The organism is Acidovorax sp. BLS4 (assembly GCF_032929295.1).
Taxonomy (GTDB): Bacteria; Pseudomonadota; Gammaproteobacteria; order Burkholderiales; family Burkholderiaceae_C; genus Paracidovorax.
Genome location: NZ_CP136797.1, coordinates 1,369,370 through 1,384,794 on the forward strand (window position 1 = coordinate 1,369,370; position 15,425 = coordinate 1,384,794).

Sequence of the window (15,425 nt, forward strand, 5' to 3'; positions counted from 1 at the left end):
GTTCTGACGGCGCTCCCCGTTTTCGATCCATCGATCCACCCTCCGACCAGGGCCTTGCACATGAACGCTGACGACACACTCACCGGACGCACCGGCTGGCGCATGCGCAGATGGATGGGGGTGGCCATCGTGCTGGCCGGCGTCCTGGTGCTGGGCCGGCAGTTCTTCCAATTCCTGGCCGACAACCCGCGCGTGGAGCAGGCCTGGCACGGGGGGCTGGTGGCGGCCCTGGCGACCGCGCTGGGCACGCTGCCGGTGGTGTTCTCGCAGCGGCTGTCCGAGCGGGTGCAGGACACGCTGTTCGGCTTCGGCGCCGGGGTGATGCTGGCCGCCTGCTCGTTCTCGCTCATCATTCCCGGCATTGCCGCGGCCCAGTCGGCGGGCGCGGGGGCCTGGGGCGCGGGCGGCATCATCGGCACCTCCATCCTGCTGGGCGGACTCGCGTTGCTGGTCATGGAGCGGCTGCTGCCGCACGAGCATTTCATCAAGGGCGTGGAGGGCGGCCCGTCGCCTCGCACGCTGCGGCGCACCTGGCTGTTCGTCTTCGCGATCGCGCTGCACAACCTGCCCGAGGGCCTGGCCATCGGCGTGGCCTACGGCGGGGCCGACGCGCTGCGCGCCGGCACGCTCACGGCCGGCATCGCCATCCAGGACGTGCCCGAGGGCCTGGTGGTGGCCGTGGCCCTCCTGGCCGCCGGCTACAAGCGCTGGCTGGCCGTGGCGCTGGGCATGGCGTCAGGCCTGGTGGAGCCGCTGGGCGCGGTGCTGGGCGCCACGGTCATCGGCTTTTCCTCTCACCTGCTGCCGTGGGGCCTGGGCTTTGCGGCCGGGGCGATGCTGTTCGTCATCAGCCACGAGATCATTCCCGAGTCGCACCGCAAGGGACACGAAGCCTGGGCTACGGGCGGGCTGATGATCGGCTTCGTGATCATGATGATCCTGGACACCGCGCTGGGCTGATCCAGGGGGCTGGAGGCCAAAAAGGCCTCCAGCACAATATCCACTAGGGCATGATGCTATATATTTAATAGCAATCGCTACCCGTGGCGGATCGCCACCGTCTTGAGGGTGGTGAATCCGTACAGCGCCTCGAAGCCCTTTTCGCGCCCGTGGCCGCTCGATTTCACGCCACCGAAGGGCAGTTCCACCCCGCCGCCCGCGCCGTAGTTGTTGATGAAGACCTGGCCGCTGGCGATGCGCCGCGCCATGCGGAACTGGCGCGCGCCGTCGCGCGTCCACACACCCGCCACCAGGCCGAAGCGCGTGGCGTTGGCCAGCTCCACCGCGTGGTCCTCGTCCTCGAAGGCCATGGCCGAGAGCACCGGGCCGAACACCTCTTCCTGCGCCAGGCGGTGGTCCACCGGCACGTCGCGCAGCAGCGTGGGGGCCTGGTAGAAGCCCGTCTCGGGCGCCTCGTCCACCACCGTGCCCTGCGCCACCAGCGGGATGCCGGCCACCTGGGCATCGGAGAGGAAGTCCCACACGCGCTGCTGCTGGCTCTGGCGGATGAGCGGACCCACGTCCAGGTCCATCGCCGCGGGGCCCACGCGCAGGGCCTCGAAGGCGCGGCCCAGGCGCTCCAGCAGCGGCTCGTAGATGAGCGAGTCGATCAGCACGCGCGAGCCGGCCGAGCAGGTCTGCCCGGCGTTCTGCACGATGGCGTTGATGACCACCGGCACCGCCGCATCCAGGTCGGCGTCGGCGAAGATCACCTGCGGGCTCTTGCCGCCCAGCTCCAGCGTGACGGGGCAGTGCCGCTCCGCCGCCGCCTGCTGGATCAGCGTGCCGATGCGCGGGCTGCCGGTGAAGCTGATGTGGTCGATGCCCGGGTGGCGGGCCAGCGCGTCGCCCGCCTCGTGGCCGTAGCCGGTGACGATGTTGATGGCCCCCGCCGGAAAGCCCGCCTGCGCGGCCAGCTGTGCCACGCGCAGCAGCGAAAGGCAGGCGTCCTCGGCCGGCTTGACCACGCACACGTTGCCCGCCGCCAGCGCGCCGCCCACGCAGCGCCCGAAGATCTGCATCGGGTAGTTCCACGGCACGATGTGCCCGGTCACGCCGTGCGGCTCGCGCCAGGTGAGCACGCTGTAGCCGTCCAGGTAGGGGAGGGTCTCGCCGTGCAGCTTGTCGCAGGCGCCGGCATAGAACTCGAAGTAGCGCGCCAGCGCCTGCGCATCGGCCCGGGCCTGCTTGGTGGGCTTGCCGCAGTCGCGCTGCTCGATGGCGGCCAGTTCCTCGGCATGCTCGGACACCAGCACCGACAGCCGCATCAGCAGGCGGCCCCGCTCGGCCGGCGCCAGCTTGCGCCACACGGCCTCGTGGCACTGTCGCGCCGCGTGGACCGCCGCGTCGATGTCCTCCTCGGTGCCGCGCTGGATCTCGTCGAAGGGCTGGCCGTCGGAGGGGTCGATCACGGCGATGGTGCGGCCGGAGGACGAGGCCACGGGCGCGTTGGCGATGTAGTGGAGCTGCATGGGCGGATTGTGCGCCAGCAGGGCCCGGGCGGCGCCCGCGAAGCCCGCACGCTGGCAGCGGTCGAGGGGCCTGCGCTCAGCCGCCCGCCGCGCGCAGCGCCGGCAGGTCGCACACCTCGATCTCCCCGCGGTGCACCTGCAGCAGGCCGCGCGCCTGCAGGTCTTTCAGGATCTGGTTGATGGTCTGGCGCGACAACGCCAGCATCAGCGACAGCTCCTCCTGCGACAGGGCGATCACGCGCCGCGACCGGCCCGCGTCCGTCCATTGGCCGTAGCCTTCGGCCATCAGCGCCAGCCGCCGCGCCACCCGCTGCGGCGCGGGCAGGAGGGCCATCTCTTCCATGGCGACCAGCGAGGTGCGCAGCTTGTCGGTCAACAGCAGGGCCAGCGCATGCCAGTGCTGCGGGTGCCGCGCCAGGTGGGCCAGCAGCAGCTCCTGGGGCACGTGCAGCAGCGTGGCCTGGGTGGCGGCGTGCGCATCGTGCGTGCGCACCGAGCCGTCGAACAGCGCGATCTCGCCGAACCAGGCCGGCGCCTCCAGCCGCGTGAGCAGCGAGGCGCGCGCCTTGTCGCTCTGGCCGCCCACGCCCGAGATGTCGATGGCGCCGCGCACCACGGCATAGAGCCCGCAGGGGGCGTCGCCGCGCAGAAACAGGGCCTGCGCCGGGGCCAGCGACCGCAGCTCGGCCCGCGCCATCAAGGCCTGCGCCAGATCGGCGGGCAGCGCGGCGAACCAGCGGCCGGAGCGCAGGGTGGGCAGGTGGTCGGCGGGGGAGGTCATGAAAGAGAAGGAGGGCGGCGCCCGGAGCGTGTTCGCGGGCTCCAGCCGTGGCGCGTTGTGTCGGCTGGCCGACAGACGCCCTGGCCGCACTGGCGCGATTATTCCGCGCAGCGGCGACGCACAGACCCCGGAGACACCCTATGAAAACCCTGATCGACCACCTGTCGGGCTATGCCGACTACCACCGCGACCCGCGCAACATCCACACCCATTTCATCGGCGTGCCCATGATCATGCTGGCCGTGACGGTGCTGCTGTCTCGCCCCGCAGCGATGCTGGGCGGGCTGCCCGTGTCGCTCGCGCTGCTGGCCGCGCTGGCCGCGTGCGTCTTTTATTTTCGGCTCGATGTGCGCTACGGCGTGACCATGGCGCTGGCGCTCGCCGCCATGCTGGCCGTGGGCCAATGGCTGGCCGCGCAATCCACGGCGCTGTGGCTGGGCGCGGGGCTGGGGCTGTTCGTGGTGGGCTGGGTCATCCAGTTCGTGGGCCACTACTACGAAGGCCGCAAGCCGGCATTCGTGGACGACCTGGTGGGCCTGCTCGTCGGCCCGCTGTTCGTGGCGGCCGAGCTGGGCTTTGCGATGGGCTTGCGGCGCGAGGTGCAGGCAGCCATCGAGGCGCGCTCGGGCCCGGTGCGCCTGCGCCCGCACGGGCAAGGCACGGCTGCCTGACGCGCCGTTTGGTTTCTTTTTATAAAAAGTTGCGATTTTCTATTCGGTGGACATACGCCATGCCAAGTAAAAAAATAGAAGCACTAATGCATTTTTAGAGAAATTGCCAATTGATTTCAATGGCGTGTGGGTTTTGTTGCGCTGAATGGCATGCAGATGTAACTGAGTGAAATTGCTCCAGTCATTGGTTGCGCCTCGCATAGGCTACGGGCCTTTCCAAAACCTGCGCGCAACCATGAATCGTCCAGAAACCAAAAATCTTTCCAACATCTCTGGCTCTTTCGGAATTTCCAAAACCACCACCAAGGTATTCGGGGTCATCGCCCTGTGCGTTTTATCGGCCTGCGGAGGCGGAGGGGGTGGCGACAGCAGCACCGGCACCACGGGTGGCACCACCCCCGTGACGCCCGCCCCAGGCGATACGGCACCCGCAACGCCCACCACCCCTTCGACCGTCGCCAGCGATTGCGGCGAGGACGGCCATGTCCTCACGGTGGCCGGCAATACCGCCCAGATCGACGCCAACGTGTATTACACCGACGGCACCACGGTCATTTCCACCCAGCAACGCAGATTCGCCACGTCGAATGGCGCGAGCTTTCGCGGCAGGACCGGGCTATTCCTGGTGAACCAGGTCAATACCACCACTTACAGCAACGCCGCCGTTAATGGATCCTTCGGCGGCAGCGTCATGACCACGACCGAAAACAATTATTCAAGCGTTGTCGGTGACGTGCGGCAGACCTACGGTTTGACCGTCTCCAATCTCTTTCAGGGCACGACCACCACGGCCAGCAGCTATTTCACGCCCTACGCCTATACGGGTGCACCGCTGAACCCTGCCTTGGACACGGCCTACGCGGCCAGTTATTCCACCACGACGGAAAGCGGCGGGACCACGCAGCCCGCGCTGGCGCAGACCAGCATCACCACCTATTCCACAGAGTCGGTCAGCGTGCTGGCCGGGACGTTTCCCGCCTGCAAGGTCAAGATCGAGGTGACCGGCGGCGCGACGACGTCCAACGTCAGCTACACCTGGCTGGTCGCCTCGGGCCGGTACAAGGGTCTGGTCGTGCGCACGGCCAATGCCAACGGCGTCAAGACGTCGGAGGCGACGCGCCTGCTGGTGAACGGGCAATAGGCCCCAAGCCGCTGGGCTCCAGGCCGCTGCCCGTGCCGGGGCGGGCTCACCCCCCGTGAAACCGCACCACCAGCGGCACGATCAGCAGCGCCACGATGTTGATGATCTTGATGAGCGGGTTCACCGCCGGGCCGGCCGTGTCCTTGTAGGGGTCGCCCACGGTGTCACCGGTGACGGCGGCCTTGTGCGCCTCGCTGCCCTTGCCGCCGTGGTGGCCGTCCTCGATGTATTTCTTGGCGTTGTCCCAGGCGCCGCCGCCGGTGCACATGCTGATCGCCACGAACAGGCCGGTCACGATGGTGCCCATCAGCAGCCCGCCCAGCGCCTTCGGTCCCAGCAGCAGGCCCACGGCGATGGGCACCACCACCGGCAGCAGGCTGGGGACCACCATCTCCTTGATGGCGGCGGTGGTCAGCATGTCCACGGCCTTGCCATACTCGGGCTTGCCCGTGCCGTCCATGATGCCGGGGATGGTCTGGAATTGGCGGCGCACCTCGACCACCACCGCGCCCGCCGCGCGGCCCACGGCCTCCATCGCCATGGCGCCGAACAGGTAGGGGATGAGCCCGCCGATGAACAGGCCCACGATCACCATCGGGTCCGACAGGTCGAAGCGGATGGCCTGGCCATAGGCCGAGAGCTTGTGCGTGTAGTCGGCGAACAGCACCAGCGCCGCCAGCCCCGCCGAGCCGATGGCGTAGCCCTTGGTGACGGCCTTGGTGGTGTTGCCCACGGCGTCCAGCGGGTCGGTGATCTCGCGCACGCTGGCGGGCATTTCGGCCATCTCGGCGATGCCGCCGGCGTTGTCGGTGATGGGGCCGTAGGCATCCAGCGCCACGACGATGCCCGCCATGCTGAGCATGGCCGTGGCCGCCACCGCCACTCCGTACAGGCCCGCGAGCGCATACGACACCAGGATGGCCAGGCACACGCACAGCACCGGCCAGGCGGTCGAGCGCATCGACACGCCCAGCCCCGCGATGATGTTGGTGCCGTGCCCTGTGGTGGAGGCCTGTGCGATGTGCTGCACGGGCGAATACTGCGTGCCGGTGTAGAACTCGGTGATCCACACCAGCGCGGCCGTGAGCACCAGGCCCGTCGCGCAGGCGCCGAAGAGCCGCATCTGGCTGCCGCTGGCCGCGATGGCGTTGTCCGGCACCAGCCAGGCGGTGACGAACCAGAAGGCCACCAGCGAGATCACGCCCGCGATCGCCAGGCCCTTGTACAGCGCCGGCATCACGTTCTTCATGCCGGGCGAGGCCTTGACGAAAAAGCAGCCCACGATGGACGCGAGGATGGACACCGCACCCAGCGCCAGCGGGTAGGTCACCGCGGCCACCGGCGCGGCCGTCACCATGAGGGCGCCCAGCACCATGGTGGCGATCAGCGTGACGGCGTAGGTCTCGAACAGGTCGGCGGCCATGCCGGCGCAGTCGCCCACGTTGTCGCCCACGTTGTCGGCGATCACGACGGGGTTGCGCGGGTCGTCCTCGGGAATGCCGGCCTCCACCTTGCCCACCAGGTCGGCCCCCACGTCCGCGCCCTTGGTGAAGATGCCGCCGCCCAGCCGCGCGAAGATCGAGATCAGCGAGGAGCCGAAGGCAAAGCCGATCAGCGGGTTGAGCAGCGCCGCCAGATCGGCCGTGGGCGTGAACTGCCCGCGTCCCACCAGCAGCCAGCAAAAGCCGGTCACGCCCAAAAGCCCCAGGCCCACCACCAGCATGCCGGTGATGGCGCCGCCGCGAAAGGCCACGTCCAGCGCCGGGCCCATGCCCTGCGTGGCGGCCTGGGCGGTGCGCACGTTGGCGCGCACCGACACGTTCATGCCGATGAAGCCGCAGGCGCCCGACAGCACCGCGCCGGCCACGAAGCCCCCGGCCGTCATGGCATCGAGGAACAGGCCGATGAGCACGGCCAGCACCACGCCCACGATGGCGATGGTGCGGTACTGGCGCGCCAGGTAGGCGGCCGCGCCGGCCTGGATGGCGCCGGCGATCTCCTGCATGCGGGGGTTGCCCGGGTCCTTGGAAAGGATCCAGCGGCGGGCCCATAGGCCGTAGGCCACCGCGATCAATCCGCAGATCAGGGCCAGTATCAGGGGAGGGTTCAACGCTGCCGGGTTCGCCATGCTCTTTCTCCTTGGGGTGTCGATTGCACGGAAAGGAAACACAACGCATCGGTGGTGCTTCCGCTGCGTTGCTTCCTCGTGCCCCGGGGCCTGCGCGCGAGCAGGCGGAGACGATTGGCCAACGCAGCCAATTTACTGCCAAGGGCCCGCGCGGGCAAGCGCGGCCGGGCGTGCGCCTAAAATCGCGCCACCCCCGGCCCGGTGCGGGCTGGCCCCGCGGCCGCCGGAGCCCATCACCTCCTCAACCTTCAGAGATCCATGTCCCTCAACAACGTCACCCCTGGCAAGAACACCCCTGAAACCTTCAATGTGGTCATCGAAATCCCCATGGACTCGGACCCCATCAAGTACGAGGTGGACAAGGAATCGGGCGCCATCTTCGTGGACCGTTTCATGACCACGGCCATGTACTACCCCTCCAACTACGGCTACGTGCCGCAAACGCTGAGCGGCGACGGCGACCCGGTGGACGTGCTGGTGATCACCCCCTATCCGCTGCTGCCCGGCGTGGTCGTGCCTTGCCGCGCGCTCGGCATCCTGAAGATGGAAGACGAAGCGGGCGTCGATGGCAAGGTGCTGGCCGTGCCCACCACCAAGGTCCTCAAGATGTACGAAAACTGGAAGACCGTGGACGACGTAAACCCGATGCGCCTGAAGGCCATCAGCCACTTCTTCGAGCACTACAAGGACCTGGAAGAAGGCAAGTGGGTCAAGGTGCTGGGCTGGGAAGGCATCGAGGCCGCCCACCAGGAAATCGTGGAAGGCCTGGCCAACTACAAGAAGTGAGAGGGCGCTTCCCTTTAGCTCCTTTTCCCCAGGTTCCTCAATTCCGGCCGCCGCCCTGGCGCCCGGGGCCGAACCTGCCAAAGCCTGCCGGCCTGCGTGCCCGCAGGCTTTTTTCATGGGGCGGTATCTGCGGATGGCGCTGGGCCGCAACGGATTTGAATACTGTATATTTAAACAGTCTTCGATGCCCACCCCATGTCCCGCCTTGCCCTTGCCTCCCTCCCGCCGGACGCCGCCGCCCGCAGGGAAAGCGCTGCCCGCCTGGAACTGCCCGGCGTGTGGCAGGGCGATGCGCTCACGGCGCAGAACGGGCGCGTGCAGCCTTCCGGCCATGCGCTGCTGGATGCGGCGCTGCCCGGTGGGGGATGGCCCCTGGGGGCCATGACCGAGGTGCTGCAGCCGCCGCAGGGCGGGGCCGAGTGGCCTCTGGTGCTGCCGGCGCTCGCCCGGGCGGTGGCGCAGCGGGGCGGGCAGGTGGTGCTGGTGGCACCGCCCGCCGAGCCCTTCGCTCCCGCGCTGCAGGCCGCGGGCCTGCCGGCCGACCGGCTGTGCCGCGTGCGCCCCCTGCCTTCGCGGCACGACCAGTCGGCCGCCTGGGCCAGCGAGCAGGCCCTGCGCTGCCGCGACGTGCTGGCCGTGTTGGCCTGGCTGCCCCAGGCGCCGCCCGAAGCGCTGCGCCGCCTGCAGCTGGCCGCGGCCCAGCAGGCGGCGCTGCTCTGGGTGTTCCGCCCGCAGGACCTTCGCCAGCAAGCCTCGCCCGCGCCGCTGCGGCTGTGGGTGGTGCAGGGCGTTCCAGCGATCCAGGGGATTCAGGGGGCAGAAGGTTCGCCAGCGCTGGGGCACGCGCCGGGGCTGCCGGCTCCGGCGCAAGTCCCGGGATGGCCGGACGGGGGCAGGGCGCCCGGCGTGCTTCAGGTGCATGTTCTCAAGCGGCGCGGGCCGCCGTTGATGCAGCCGGTGCCGGTATGCGCGCATGCGTCCGCGCTGTCCGCCGTGCTGGCGGCGATGCGGGCGTTGAAGGCGCGCCGGTTTCCGGGCGATGCCTCAGTGCCGGCTGCACAGCGGCCTGGCGCGCCACAGGGGGTGGCGGTCCATCAGGAGCGGGTCCATGCACTGGATCGCCGTGCCTTCGTCGCTGGATGAGCTGCCGCCCGGCGCGCCGGCCGCCTCGGCGGGCTGGTGGGCGCTGCGCTTCACGCCCCGGGTGGCGCTGCTCGACGAAGCCCTGCTGCTGGAGGTGGCCAGCACCGAGCGCCTCTGGGGCGGCCGGGCCCGGCTGCTTTCGCTGATCCGCCAGCACCGCCCGGCCTTCAGCGGGCAGGGCGAGCGGGCAGGGCCTGCCGAAGCGCAGGAAACCCCAGCGTCCGGACGGCCAAGGCAAGGGCCAGAACCAGAACCAGAACCAGGACCAGGACCAGGACCAGAAAAGGACAAGGCCGCCGCCCGCCGCCTGCCACAGCCCTCCGGCGGCGACACGGCACTGGCCCAAGGCGCCACGGCCTTCGAAGCCCTGGCCCTGCTGCGGCTGGCCCAAGCCGACCCTCCGCATCGCCCGCCGCGCCGGTTGCCGCACGACCTGCCCTTGCGCACCCTGGCCGCCCTGCGCCCGCACGCCGCCAGCCTGGAGCGCATGGGCTGCCGCACGCTGGGCGCGCTGCGGGCCTTGCCGCGGGCGGGCGTGGCCCGCCGGTTCGGGGCCGATGCCCTGCGGGCGCTGGACCAGGCCTTTGGCGACGTGCCCCATCCCTTGCCCTGGATCGAGCTGCCCGAGCGCTTTTCGCTGTCGGCCGAGCTGCCCGCGCTGGCCGAATCGGCCGGCACCTTGCTGTGGTCCGCCAACCGGCTGCTCGGGGTGCTGCACGGCTGGCTGCAGGCGCGCCAGCAGGGCGTGCTGGCGCTGGAGCTGGCCTGGCGCCACGACCTGCGCCGCATCGACGGCGTGGACCTGCCAGCCCAGCAAAGCCTGACGGTGCGCACGGCCGAGCCCACGCAGGACCTGGCCCATCTGCGCCGCCTGCTCGCCGAGCACCTGGGCCGCCAGCGCCTGGCCGCGCCGGTGAACCGGATCACCCTGAGCGGCACCGACACCCGTCCCTGGGCCGAGGCCAGCGCCAGCCTGCTGCCGCCCAGCCCCGAAGACGCACGGCGCGCGCAGGGAGAGCCCTGGCACCAGTGGGTGGAGCGGGTCTCGGCCCGGCTCGGTGCGCAGCAGGTGCAGGTGGCCGTGCTGCAGGCGGACCACCGGCCGGAATGCATGCTGCGCTGGGAGCCGGCCGCGGGCCAGGCCGCACCGGTGCCGGGGCCCGCCGGCACGCGCTCCCCCCGGGCACGCTCTGGAGGGGGGGCCGCGACCACGGCGGGGGCGGGCAGGGCGGACGATGGCCGTGCCACGGCGCCGGCCCGCCGCGACGGCGGCGCAGGCAGTGCTGGCAGCAGCGCCAGCACTGCCGACCACCGCGATTCCCGGCCCGCCGCCGTGGCCGCCGATGCCGCGCTGTGGCCCGGCTGGCTGCTGCGCCCGCCCCAGCGCCTGGTCTTGCAGGGCAGCCGCCCGCTGTGGCACGGCCCGCTGCGCCTGCTGGCCGGTCCCCACCGCTTCGATGGCGGTTGGTGGGACGCCTCGCAGCACCTGGAGCGGCGCGACTATTTCGTGGCCCACAACGACACCGTGGGCACGGTGTGGATCTTTCGGCAATGGGCGGGGACGCGCGAGGCAGGCCGGCACGAGTGGTTCCTGCACGGGGTGTTCGGATGAGCGGCGTCACCGCCTTCCCATCCCCGGGTGGGCCACCGACCCGGCCCACGCATGCCCTGCCGGACTATGCCGAGCTGCATTGCCTCACCAACTTCAGCTTCCAGCGCGGCGCCTCGCACCCCGCCGAACTGGTGCAGCGCGCGGCGGAGCTGGGCTACGCGGCGCTGGCGATCACCGACGAATGCTCGGTGGCCGGCGTGGTGCGGGCGCACACCGTGGCCAAGCGGCTCGGCCTGAAACTCATCGTGGGCAGCGAGTTCGCCTGGGGCGATCTGCGCCTGGTGGCGCTGGCGCGCGACGCCGAGGGCTGGGGCAACCTGTGCGAGTTCATCACCGCCGCGCGCCAAGCAGCCCCCAAGGGCGAATACCGCCTGCACGCCGGCACCGACTTCGCGCTGCTGCGCGGCTGCGAGGTGCTGCTGGCGCCGCGCCGCGACCGCCTGGGTGCTACTGATTTGATAGCTATCGAGGCATGTTTTTCTAGGGCATTGGCCCAATTGAGCCCATGGGGCATCGCCCCCTGGCTGTCCGTGGAGCAACCTTTGGCCCCCGACGACAGCCTGTGGCTGACCACGCTGGAGCAGGTGGGGCAGACGCTCGGCCTGCCGCTGGTGGCGGCGGGCGACGTGCACATGCACGTGCGCGGCCGCAAGCGCCTGCAGGACGTGGTCACCGCCGTGCGCCTGGGGCGGCCCGTGGCCGAATGCGGCTTCGCGCTGCAGCCCAACGCCGAGCGGCACCTGCGCGCGCGCATGCGGCTGGCCGCCATCTACCCGCCCGCGCTGCTGGCGGCCACGCTCGCCGTGGCGGCGCGCTGCACCTTCAGCCTCGACGAGATCCGCTACCGTTACCCGAAGGAAACCGTGCCGCCCGGCATGACCCCGGGCGAAGCCCTGGCCTGGTACACCGAGCAGGGCGCCCAGGGCCGCTACCCGATGGGCGTGCCGGAAACCGTGCGCACGCAGATCGCCAAGGAGCTCGACCTCATCGCGCACTGCCGCTACGAGATGTACTTCCTCACCGTGCACGACATCGTGCGCTACGCCCGCAGCCGGGGCATCCTGTGCCAGGGGCGGGGCTCCGCCGCCAATTCGGCGGTGTGCTTTTGCCTCGGGGTCACGGCGGTCGATCCGACCAAGACGCGGCTGCTGTTCGAGCGCTTCATCAGCAAGGAGCGCGACGAGCCGCCCGACATCGACGTGGACTTCGAGCACGACCGGCGCGAAGAGGTCATCCAGTACATCTACGACAAGTACGGCCGCGAGCGGGCGGCCATCGCGGCCGTGGTCATCAGCTACCGCACGCGCAGCGCGCTGCGCGACGTGGGCAAGGCGCTGGGCGTGGCGCCCGCGCTCATCGATGCCTTCGCCAAGGATCACCACTGGTTCGACGAGGCCATCGCCACCGAACGCCTGCAGGAACTGGCCGAGGCCGTGGACGAGCCGCTGGCGCCGCACATCGCCGACCTGTGGCTCAAGCTGGCGCGCGATCTGAAGGGCTTTCCGCGCCACCTGAGCCAGCACGTCGGCGGCTTCGTGCTCACCGAGGGCAAGCTCACGCGGCTGGTGCCCGTTGAGCCCGCCAGCATGGATGGCCGATCCATCATCCAGTGGGACAAGGACGACCTGGACGACATGCACCTCATGAAGGTGGACGTGCTCGCCCTGGGCATGCTGAGCGCGCTGCGCCGCGCCCTGGACCTGCGCGCCCTGCTGCGCGGCGAGCACTGGGACCTGGCCGGCATCCCGCGCGAGGACGGCACCACCTACGACATGATCTGCGCGGCCGACACCGTGGGCGTGTTCCAGATCGAAAGCCGGGCGCAGATGAGCATGCTGCCGCGACTGCGCCCGCGCGAGCTGTATGACCTGGTGGTCGAGGTGGCCATCGTGCGGCCGGGGCCGATCCAGGGCGGCATGGTGCACCCGTACCTGCAGGCCCGGGAGCGGCGGTTGCGCGGCGAGCCGCTGGAACTGGAGCACAAAGAGTTGACAGAGGCCCTGGAGCGCACGCTGGGCGTTCCCATCTTCCAGGAGCAGGTCATGCAGATCGCCATGATCGCTGCCCGCTTCACGCCTGGCATGGCCGATGAGCTGCGCCGCTCCATGGCCGCATGGAAACGCACCGGTGGCGTCCACCATTTCGAACAGCCGTTCATGGAAGGCATGGCTGCCAACGGCTATCGCGAAGATTTTGCCCGGCGCATTTTTCAGCAGATCAAAGGGTTTGGCGAATACGGCTTCCCGGAGAGCCATGCCTACAGCTTCGCCATGCTGGCTTATGCGAGCAGCTGGTTCAAGTGCCACGAGCCCGCATGCTTTCTGGCGGCGCTGCTCAACTCGCAGCCCATGGGTTTCTACACGCCCTCACAACTGGTGCAGGACGCCGTGCGCCACGGCGTGCGCGTGCTGCCCATCGATGCGGTGCACAGCGACTGGGACGCGACCCTGGAGGGCGAGCCCCAGCCCGTGCGTGGCGTGGCCGACCTGCAGCCGGCCGTGCGCATGGGCCTGCGGCTGGTGGCCGGGCTGGCGAAGGGCGCGGCCGAGCGGCTGGTCGCGGCGCGCGCGGTCCAGGCGTTCGCCGGCACCGAAGACCTGGCCCTGCGCGCCCGGCTGGACCGCCCCGCGCTGCAGGCATTGGCCGCAGCCGATGCGCTGCGCTCCCTGTCGGGCCACCGGCGCCAGCAGGCCTGGGACGCCGCGGCGCAATGGCGCGCGCCGGCCTTGCTGCAGGACGCGGCGGTGAACGAGGCACCCCTGGCCCTGCCCGAGGCGCCCGAAGGCGAGGAGATCCTGTTCGACTACGCGGCCACGGGCCTCACGCTGCGCCGCCATCCGCTGGCGCTGCTGCGCGGCCGGCTGGAGCGCTGGCGGCTGTTGACCGCCCTGGCGCTGCGCGACATGCCCAACGGCCGCCGCGTGCGTGCCTGCGGCATCGTCACCGTGCGCCAGCGGCCCGGATCGGCCAACGGCACCATGTTCATCACGCTGGAAGACGAGACCGGGCCGGTCAACGTCATCGTCTGGCCGTCGCTCGTGGAGACCTGGCGCAATGCGCTGCTGCGCTCGCGCCTGCTGGCGGTGGAAGGCCTGTGGCAGTCCAGTCCGAACCCGCCGGGAACGCCGCCAGGGCAGGGCGCGGTGCGGCACCTGGTCGCCCAGCGGTGCAAGGACATGACCCCCTTGCTCGGCCGCCTGGCCCAGGCGCTGGACGGCAGCCGCGATTTCCATTGAGGAGTGGGCGAGGTTCCCGGGGAACGGTGCGTCGGTGCAGCGCCTCGGCCTGCCTCGCTACTGCCTCGCTACTGCTGCTGCTGCTGCTTCGCGGTGTGCCGATGCCAGCAGGCGCCCCTTTCAGGCACCACCGCGTCGATCTCTCTCACGCAGGGTAGCGCGACAGGTCCGGCTCGTCGAGCTGGCGGTTCGTCAGCTTCGCGAACGCATCGCGCACTCCTGGCAGGCTGGCCAGATGCAGCGCGCCGTGCAGCAGGTGAATGCCCAGCCGGCTGTGGGGGTTCATCAGGCGGGGACCGATCTTGGGCACGTTCTGGCCCTGTTCAACCATCGGCCGCATGGCTTTTTCATAGGCGGCGAAAGCCTCTTCGAGCCTGCCTCCATCGCCAGCCCGTGCGATTTCACCGGCCAGCACATAGGCGCCCGTGAGGGCCAGCGTCGTGCCGATGCCTGCCAGCGGGGTGGCGCACCAGGCGGCGTCGCCCGTCAGCACCACACGCCCACGGTGCCACCGCGCAAGGCGCACCTGACGCAACGCGTCGAAGTAGAAATCGCTGGTCGTCTCCATGCCCGCCAGCACGCGCGGGGCCTGCCATCCGGCATCGGCAAACTGTTCGCGCAGAAAGCGCTTTTGCCTGTCCATGTCCCAGTCCTGCTCGCCCTCCGTGGGGCGCTGGATCGTCAGCATGGCGCGCGTGGTGCCGTGCCGGTCGGGCCGCAGCGAGACGCTTCGACCGCCGGTGGTGTGATACCAGCGCCACATCCGGTCGTCGTCGGGTGCACGGGCGATGGTGAAGTAGGCGAGCGTCAGGTCCATCCAGCGCGGTTCGTTTTCGCCGGAAAACACCCGTTCGCGCGTGGTCGAACCCACGCCCTCGGCGACGACCACCGCATCGAAGCGCTCCTGCTGCCCGCCCGCGAAGCGCACGGTCGCCGCCGTGCCATCGTCTTCGATGGCCGCCACATGGTCTCCGAACCGGTAATCGGCCCGCTTGCGCGCCGCGTCGTACAGCAGCCGGGCGAGGTCGCCACGCAGGATTTCCATCTCGGCGGTGGGCCCGTCGCTGGACAGTTCGTCGGTCTTGAACTCGGCGACGGCATGGCCATCCTCGTCGATCCAGGCCGTGCCTTCCTCGCCCGTGCCCTGGTCCAGCGCTGCCTGCTCCAGTCCCATTCGGCGCAGCACCTCGCGGCCTGCACCGCGCACGTCGATGTTCTGCCCGCCGTCACGGAACTCCGGCGCCCGTTCGACCACGGTGACTTTGCAGCCGGACCGGGCCAGGGCCCAGGCGGCGGTGTTGCCGGCGACGCTCGCGCCGGTGATCAGGATGTGCCGTGGCATGGGGTTCTTTCCAGATGGGTTTCTCGAGACCGCTGTGCGCAGGGAAAGCGCGCCTATGGGATGCGGGTCAAAAATGGCTTCGGCGCATATTGATCTAGGGGGTTACGCTATTAA

Annotated in this window: 11 protein-coding genes; 7 read left to right on the plus strand and 4 right to left on the minus strand. The window is 70.1% G+C overall.

The window, feature by feature from the left end; all coding sequences use genetic code 11:
• Nucleotides 1-60: 60 nt before the first annotated feature.
• Complete coding sequence (locus tag R1Z03_RS06290; protein WP_284412771.1) at nt 61-960, plus strand: ZIP family metal transporter; 900 nt, start codon at nt 61-63, stop codon at nt 958-960.
• 77 nt (nt 961-1,037) lie between these two features.
• On the opposite strand, the gene R1Z03_RS06295 is transcribed toward R1Z03_RS06290, so the two are convergent.
• Together R1Z03_RS06295 and R1Z03_RS06300 are read right to left on the minus strand one after the other, a co-directional pair.
• A complete protein-coding gene (locus R1Z03_RS06295; RefSeq protein ID WP_317357823.1) occupies nt 1,038-2,471 on the minus strand; it encodes an aldehyde dehydrogenase family protein in 1,434 nt (477 codons plus the stop codon).
• 76 nt (nt 2,472-2,547) lie between these two features.
• Nucleotides 2,548-3,252 (minus strand): Crp/Fnr family transcriptional regulator, encoded by a 705-nt coding sequence (locus tag R1Z03_RS06300; RefSeq protein WP_317357825.1) that lies wholly within the window; start codon nt 3,250-3,252, stop codon nt 2,548-2,550.
• Between the two features lie 140 nt (nt 3,253-3,392).
• Here R1Z03_RS06300 and R1Z03_RS06305 point away from each other — a divergent pair, with 140 nt between their 5' ends.
• Nucleotides 3,393-3,923: an Mpo1-like protein gene (locus R1Z03_RS06305; protein WP_317357827.1), complete on the plus strand. Its 531-nt coding sequence runs from the start codon at nt 3,393-3,395 to the stop codon at nt 3,921-3,923.
• 235 nt (nt 3,924-4,158) lie between these two features.
• Nucleotides 4,159-5,064: a hypothetical protein gene (locus R1Z03_RS06310; RefSeq protein ID WP_317357829.1), complete on the plus strand. Its 906-nt coding sequence runs from the start codon at nt 4,159-4,161 to the stop codon at nt 5,062-5,064.
• Nucleotides 5,065-5,110: 46 nt separating this feature from the next.
• On the opposite strand, the gene R1Z03_RS06315 is transcribed toward R1Z03_RS06310, so the two are convergent.
• A complete protein-coding gene (locus R1Z03_RS06315) occupies nt 5,111-7,192 on the minus strand; it encodes a sodium-translocating pyrophosphatase (protein ID WP_317357832.1) in 2,082 nt (693 codons plus the stop codon).
• A 258-nt stretch (nt 7,193-7,450) separates the two neighbouring features.
• Here R1Z03_RS06315 and ppa point away from each other — a divergent pair, with 258 nt between their 5' ends.
• The 4 genes from ppa to R1Z03_RS06335 all read left to right on the plus strand — a co-directional run bounded on the left by ppa (nt 7,451) and on the right by R1Z03_RS06335 (nt 13,969).
• Complete coding sequence (gene ppa, locus R1Z03_RS06320; protein WP_272569020.1) at nt 7,451-7,978, plus strand: inorganic diphosphatase; 528 nt, start codon at nt 7,451-7,453, stop codon at nt 7,976-7,978.
• Between the two features lie 195 nt (nt 7,979-8,173).
• Nucleotides 8,174-9,121, plus strand: coding sequence for a translesion DNA synthesis-associated protein ImuA (gene imuA, locus R1Z03_RS06325; protein WP_284428509.1), 948 nt, complete (start codon nt 8,174-8,176; stop codon nt 9,119-9,121).
• On the plus strand, nt 9,087-10,733 hold the full coding sequence (locus R1Z03_RS06330) for a DNA polymerase Y family protein (RefSeq protein ID WP_317357837.1): 1,647 nt from the start codon (nt 9,087-9,089) through the stop codon (nt 10,731-10,733). Before imuA ends, R1Z03_RS06330 begins: the two co-directional genes overlap by 35 nt.
• Entirely contained in the window at nt 10,730-13,969 is a 3,240-nt protein-coding gene (locus R1Z03_RS06335; protein ID WP_317357840.1) for an error-prone DNA polymerase, read from the plus strand. Before R1Z03_RS06330 ends, R1Z03_RS06335 begins: the two co-directional genes overlap by 4 nt.
• 145 nt (nt 13,970-14,114) lie before the next feature.
• On the opposite strand, the gene R1Z03_RS06340 is transcribed toward R1Z03_RS06335, so the two are convergent.
• A complete protein-coding gene (locus tag R1Z03_RS06340) occupies nt 14,115-15,311 on the minus strand; it encodes an FAD-dependent oxidoreductase (protein ID WP_317357842.1) in 1,197 nt (398 codons plus the stop codon).
• Nucleotides 15,312-15,425: the final 114 nt, after the last annotated feature.

Bases quoted from the DNA above. Each gene is read 5' to 3' on its own strand.
- R1Z03_RS06340 (WP_317357842.1), bottom strand. From the start codon at position 15,311: ATGCCACGGCACATCCTGATCACCGGCGCGAGCGTCGCCGGCAACACC.
- R1Z03_RS06330 (WP_317357837.1), top strand. From the start codon at position 9,087: ATGCACTGGATCGCCGTGCCTTCGTCGCTGGATGAGCTGCCGCCCGGC.
- R1Z03_RS06290 (WP_284412771.1), top strand. From the start codon at position 61: ATGAACGCTGACGACACACTCACCGGACGCACCGGCTGGCGCATGCGC.
- R1Z03_RS06310 (WP_317357829.1), top strand. From the start codon at position 4,159: ATGAATCGTCCAGAAACCAAAAATCTTTCCAACATCTCTGGCTCTTTC.
- R1Z03_RS06295 (WP_317357823.1), bottom strand. From the start codon at position 2,471: ATGCAGCTCCACTACATCGCCAACGCGCCCGTGGCCTCGTCCTCCGGC.
- ppa (WP_272569020.1), top strand. From the start codon at position 7,451: ATGTCCCTCAACAACGTCACCCCTGGCAAGAACACCCCTGAAACCTTC.
- R1Z03_RS06300 (WP_317357825.1), bottom strand. From the start codon at position 3,252: ATGACCTCCCCCGCCGACCACCTGCCCACCCTGCGCTCCGGCCGCTGG.
- imuA (WP_284428509.1), top strand. From the start codon at position 8,174: ATGTCCCGCCTTGCCCTTGCCTCCCTCCCGCCGGACGCCGCCGCCCGC.
- R1Z03_RS06335 (WP_317357840.1), top strand. From the start codon at position 10,730: ATGAGCGGCGTCACCGCCTTCCCATCCCCGGGTGGGCCACCGACCCGG.
- R1Z03_RS06305 (WP_317357827.1), top strand. From the start codon at position 3,393: ATGAAAACCCTGATCGACCACCTGTCGGGCTATGCCGACTACCACCGC.
- R1Z03_RS06315 (WP_317357832.1), bottom strand. From the start codon at position 7,192: ATGGCGAACCCGGCAGCGTTGAACCCTCCCCTGATACTGGCCCTGATC.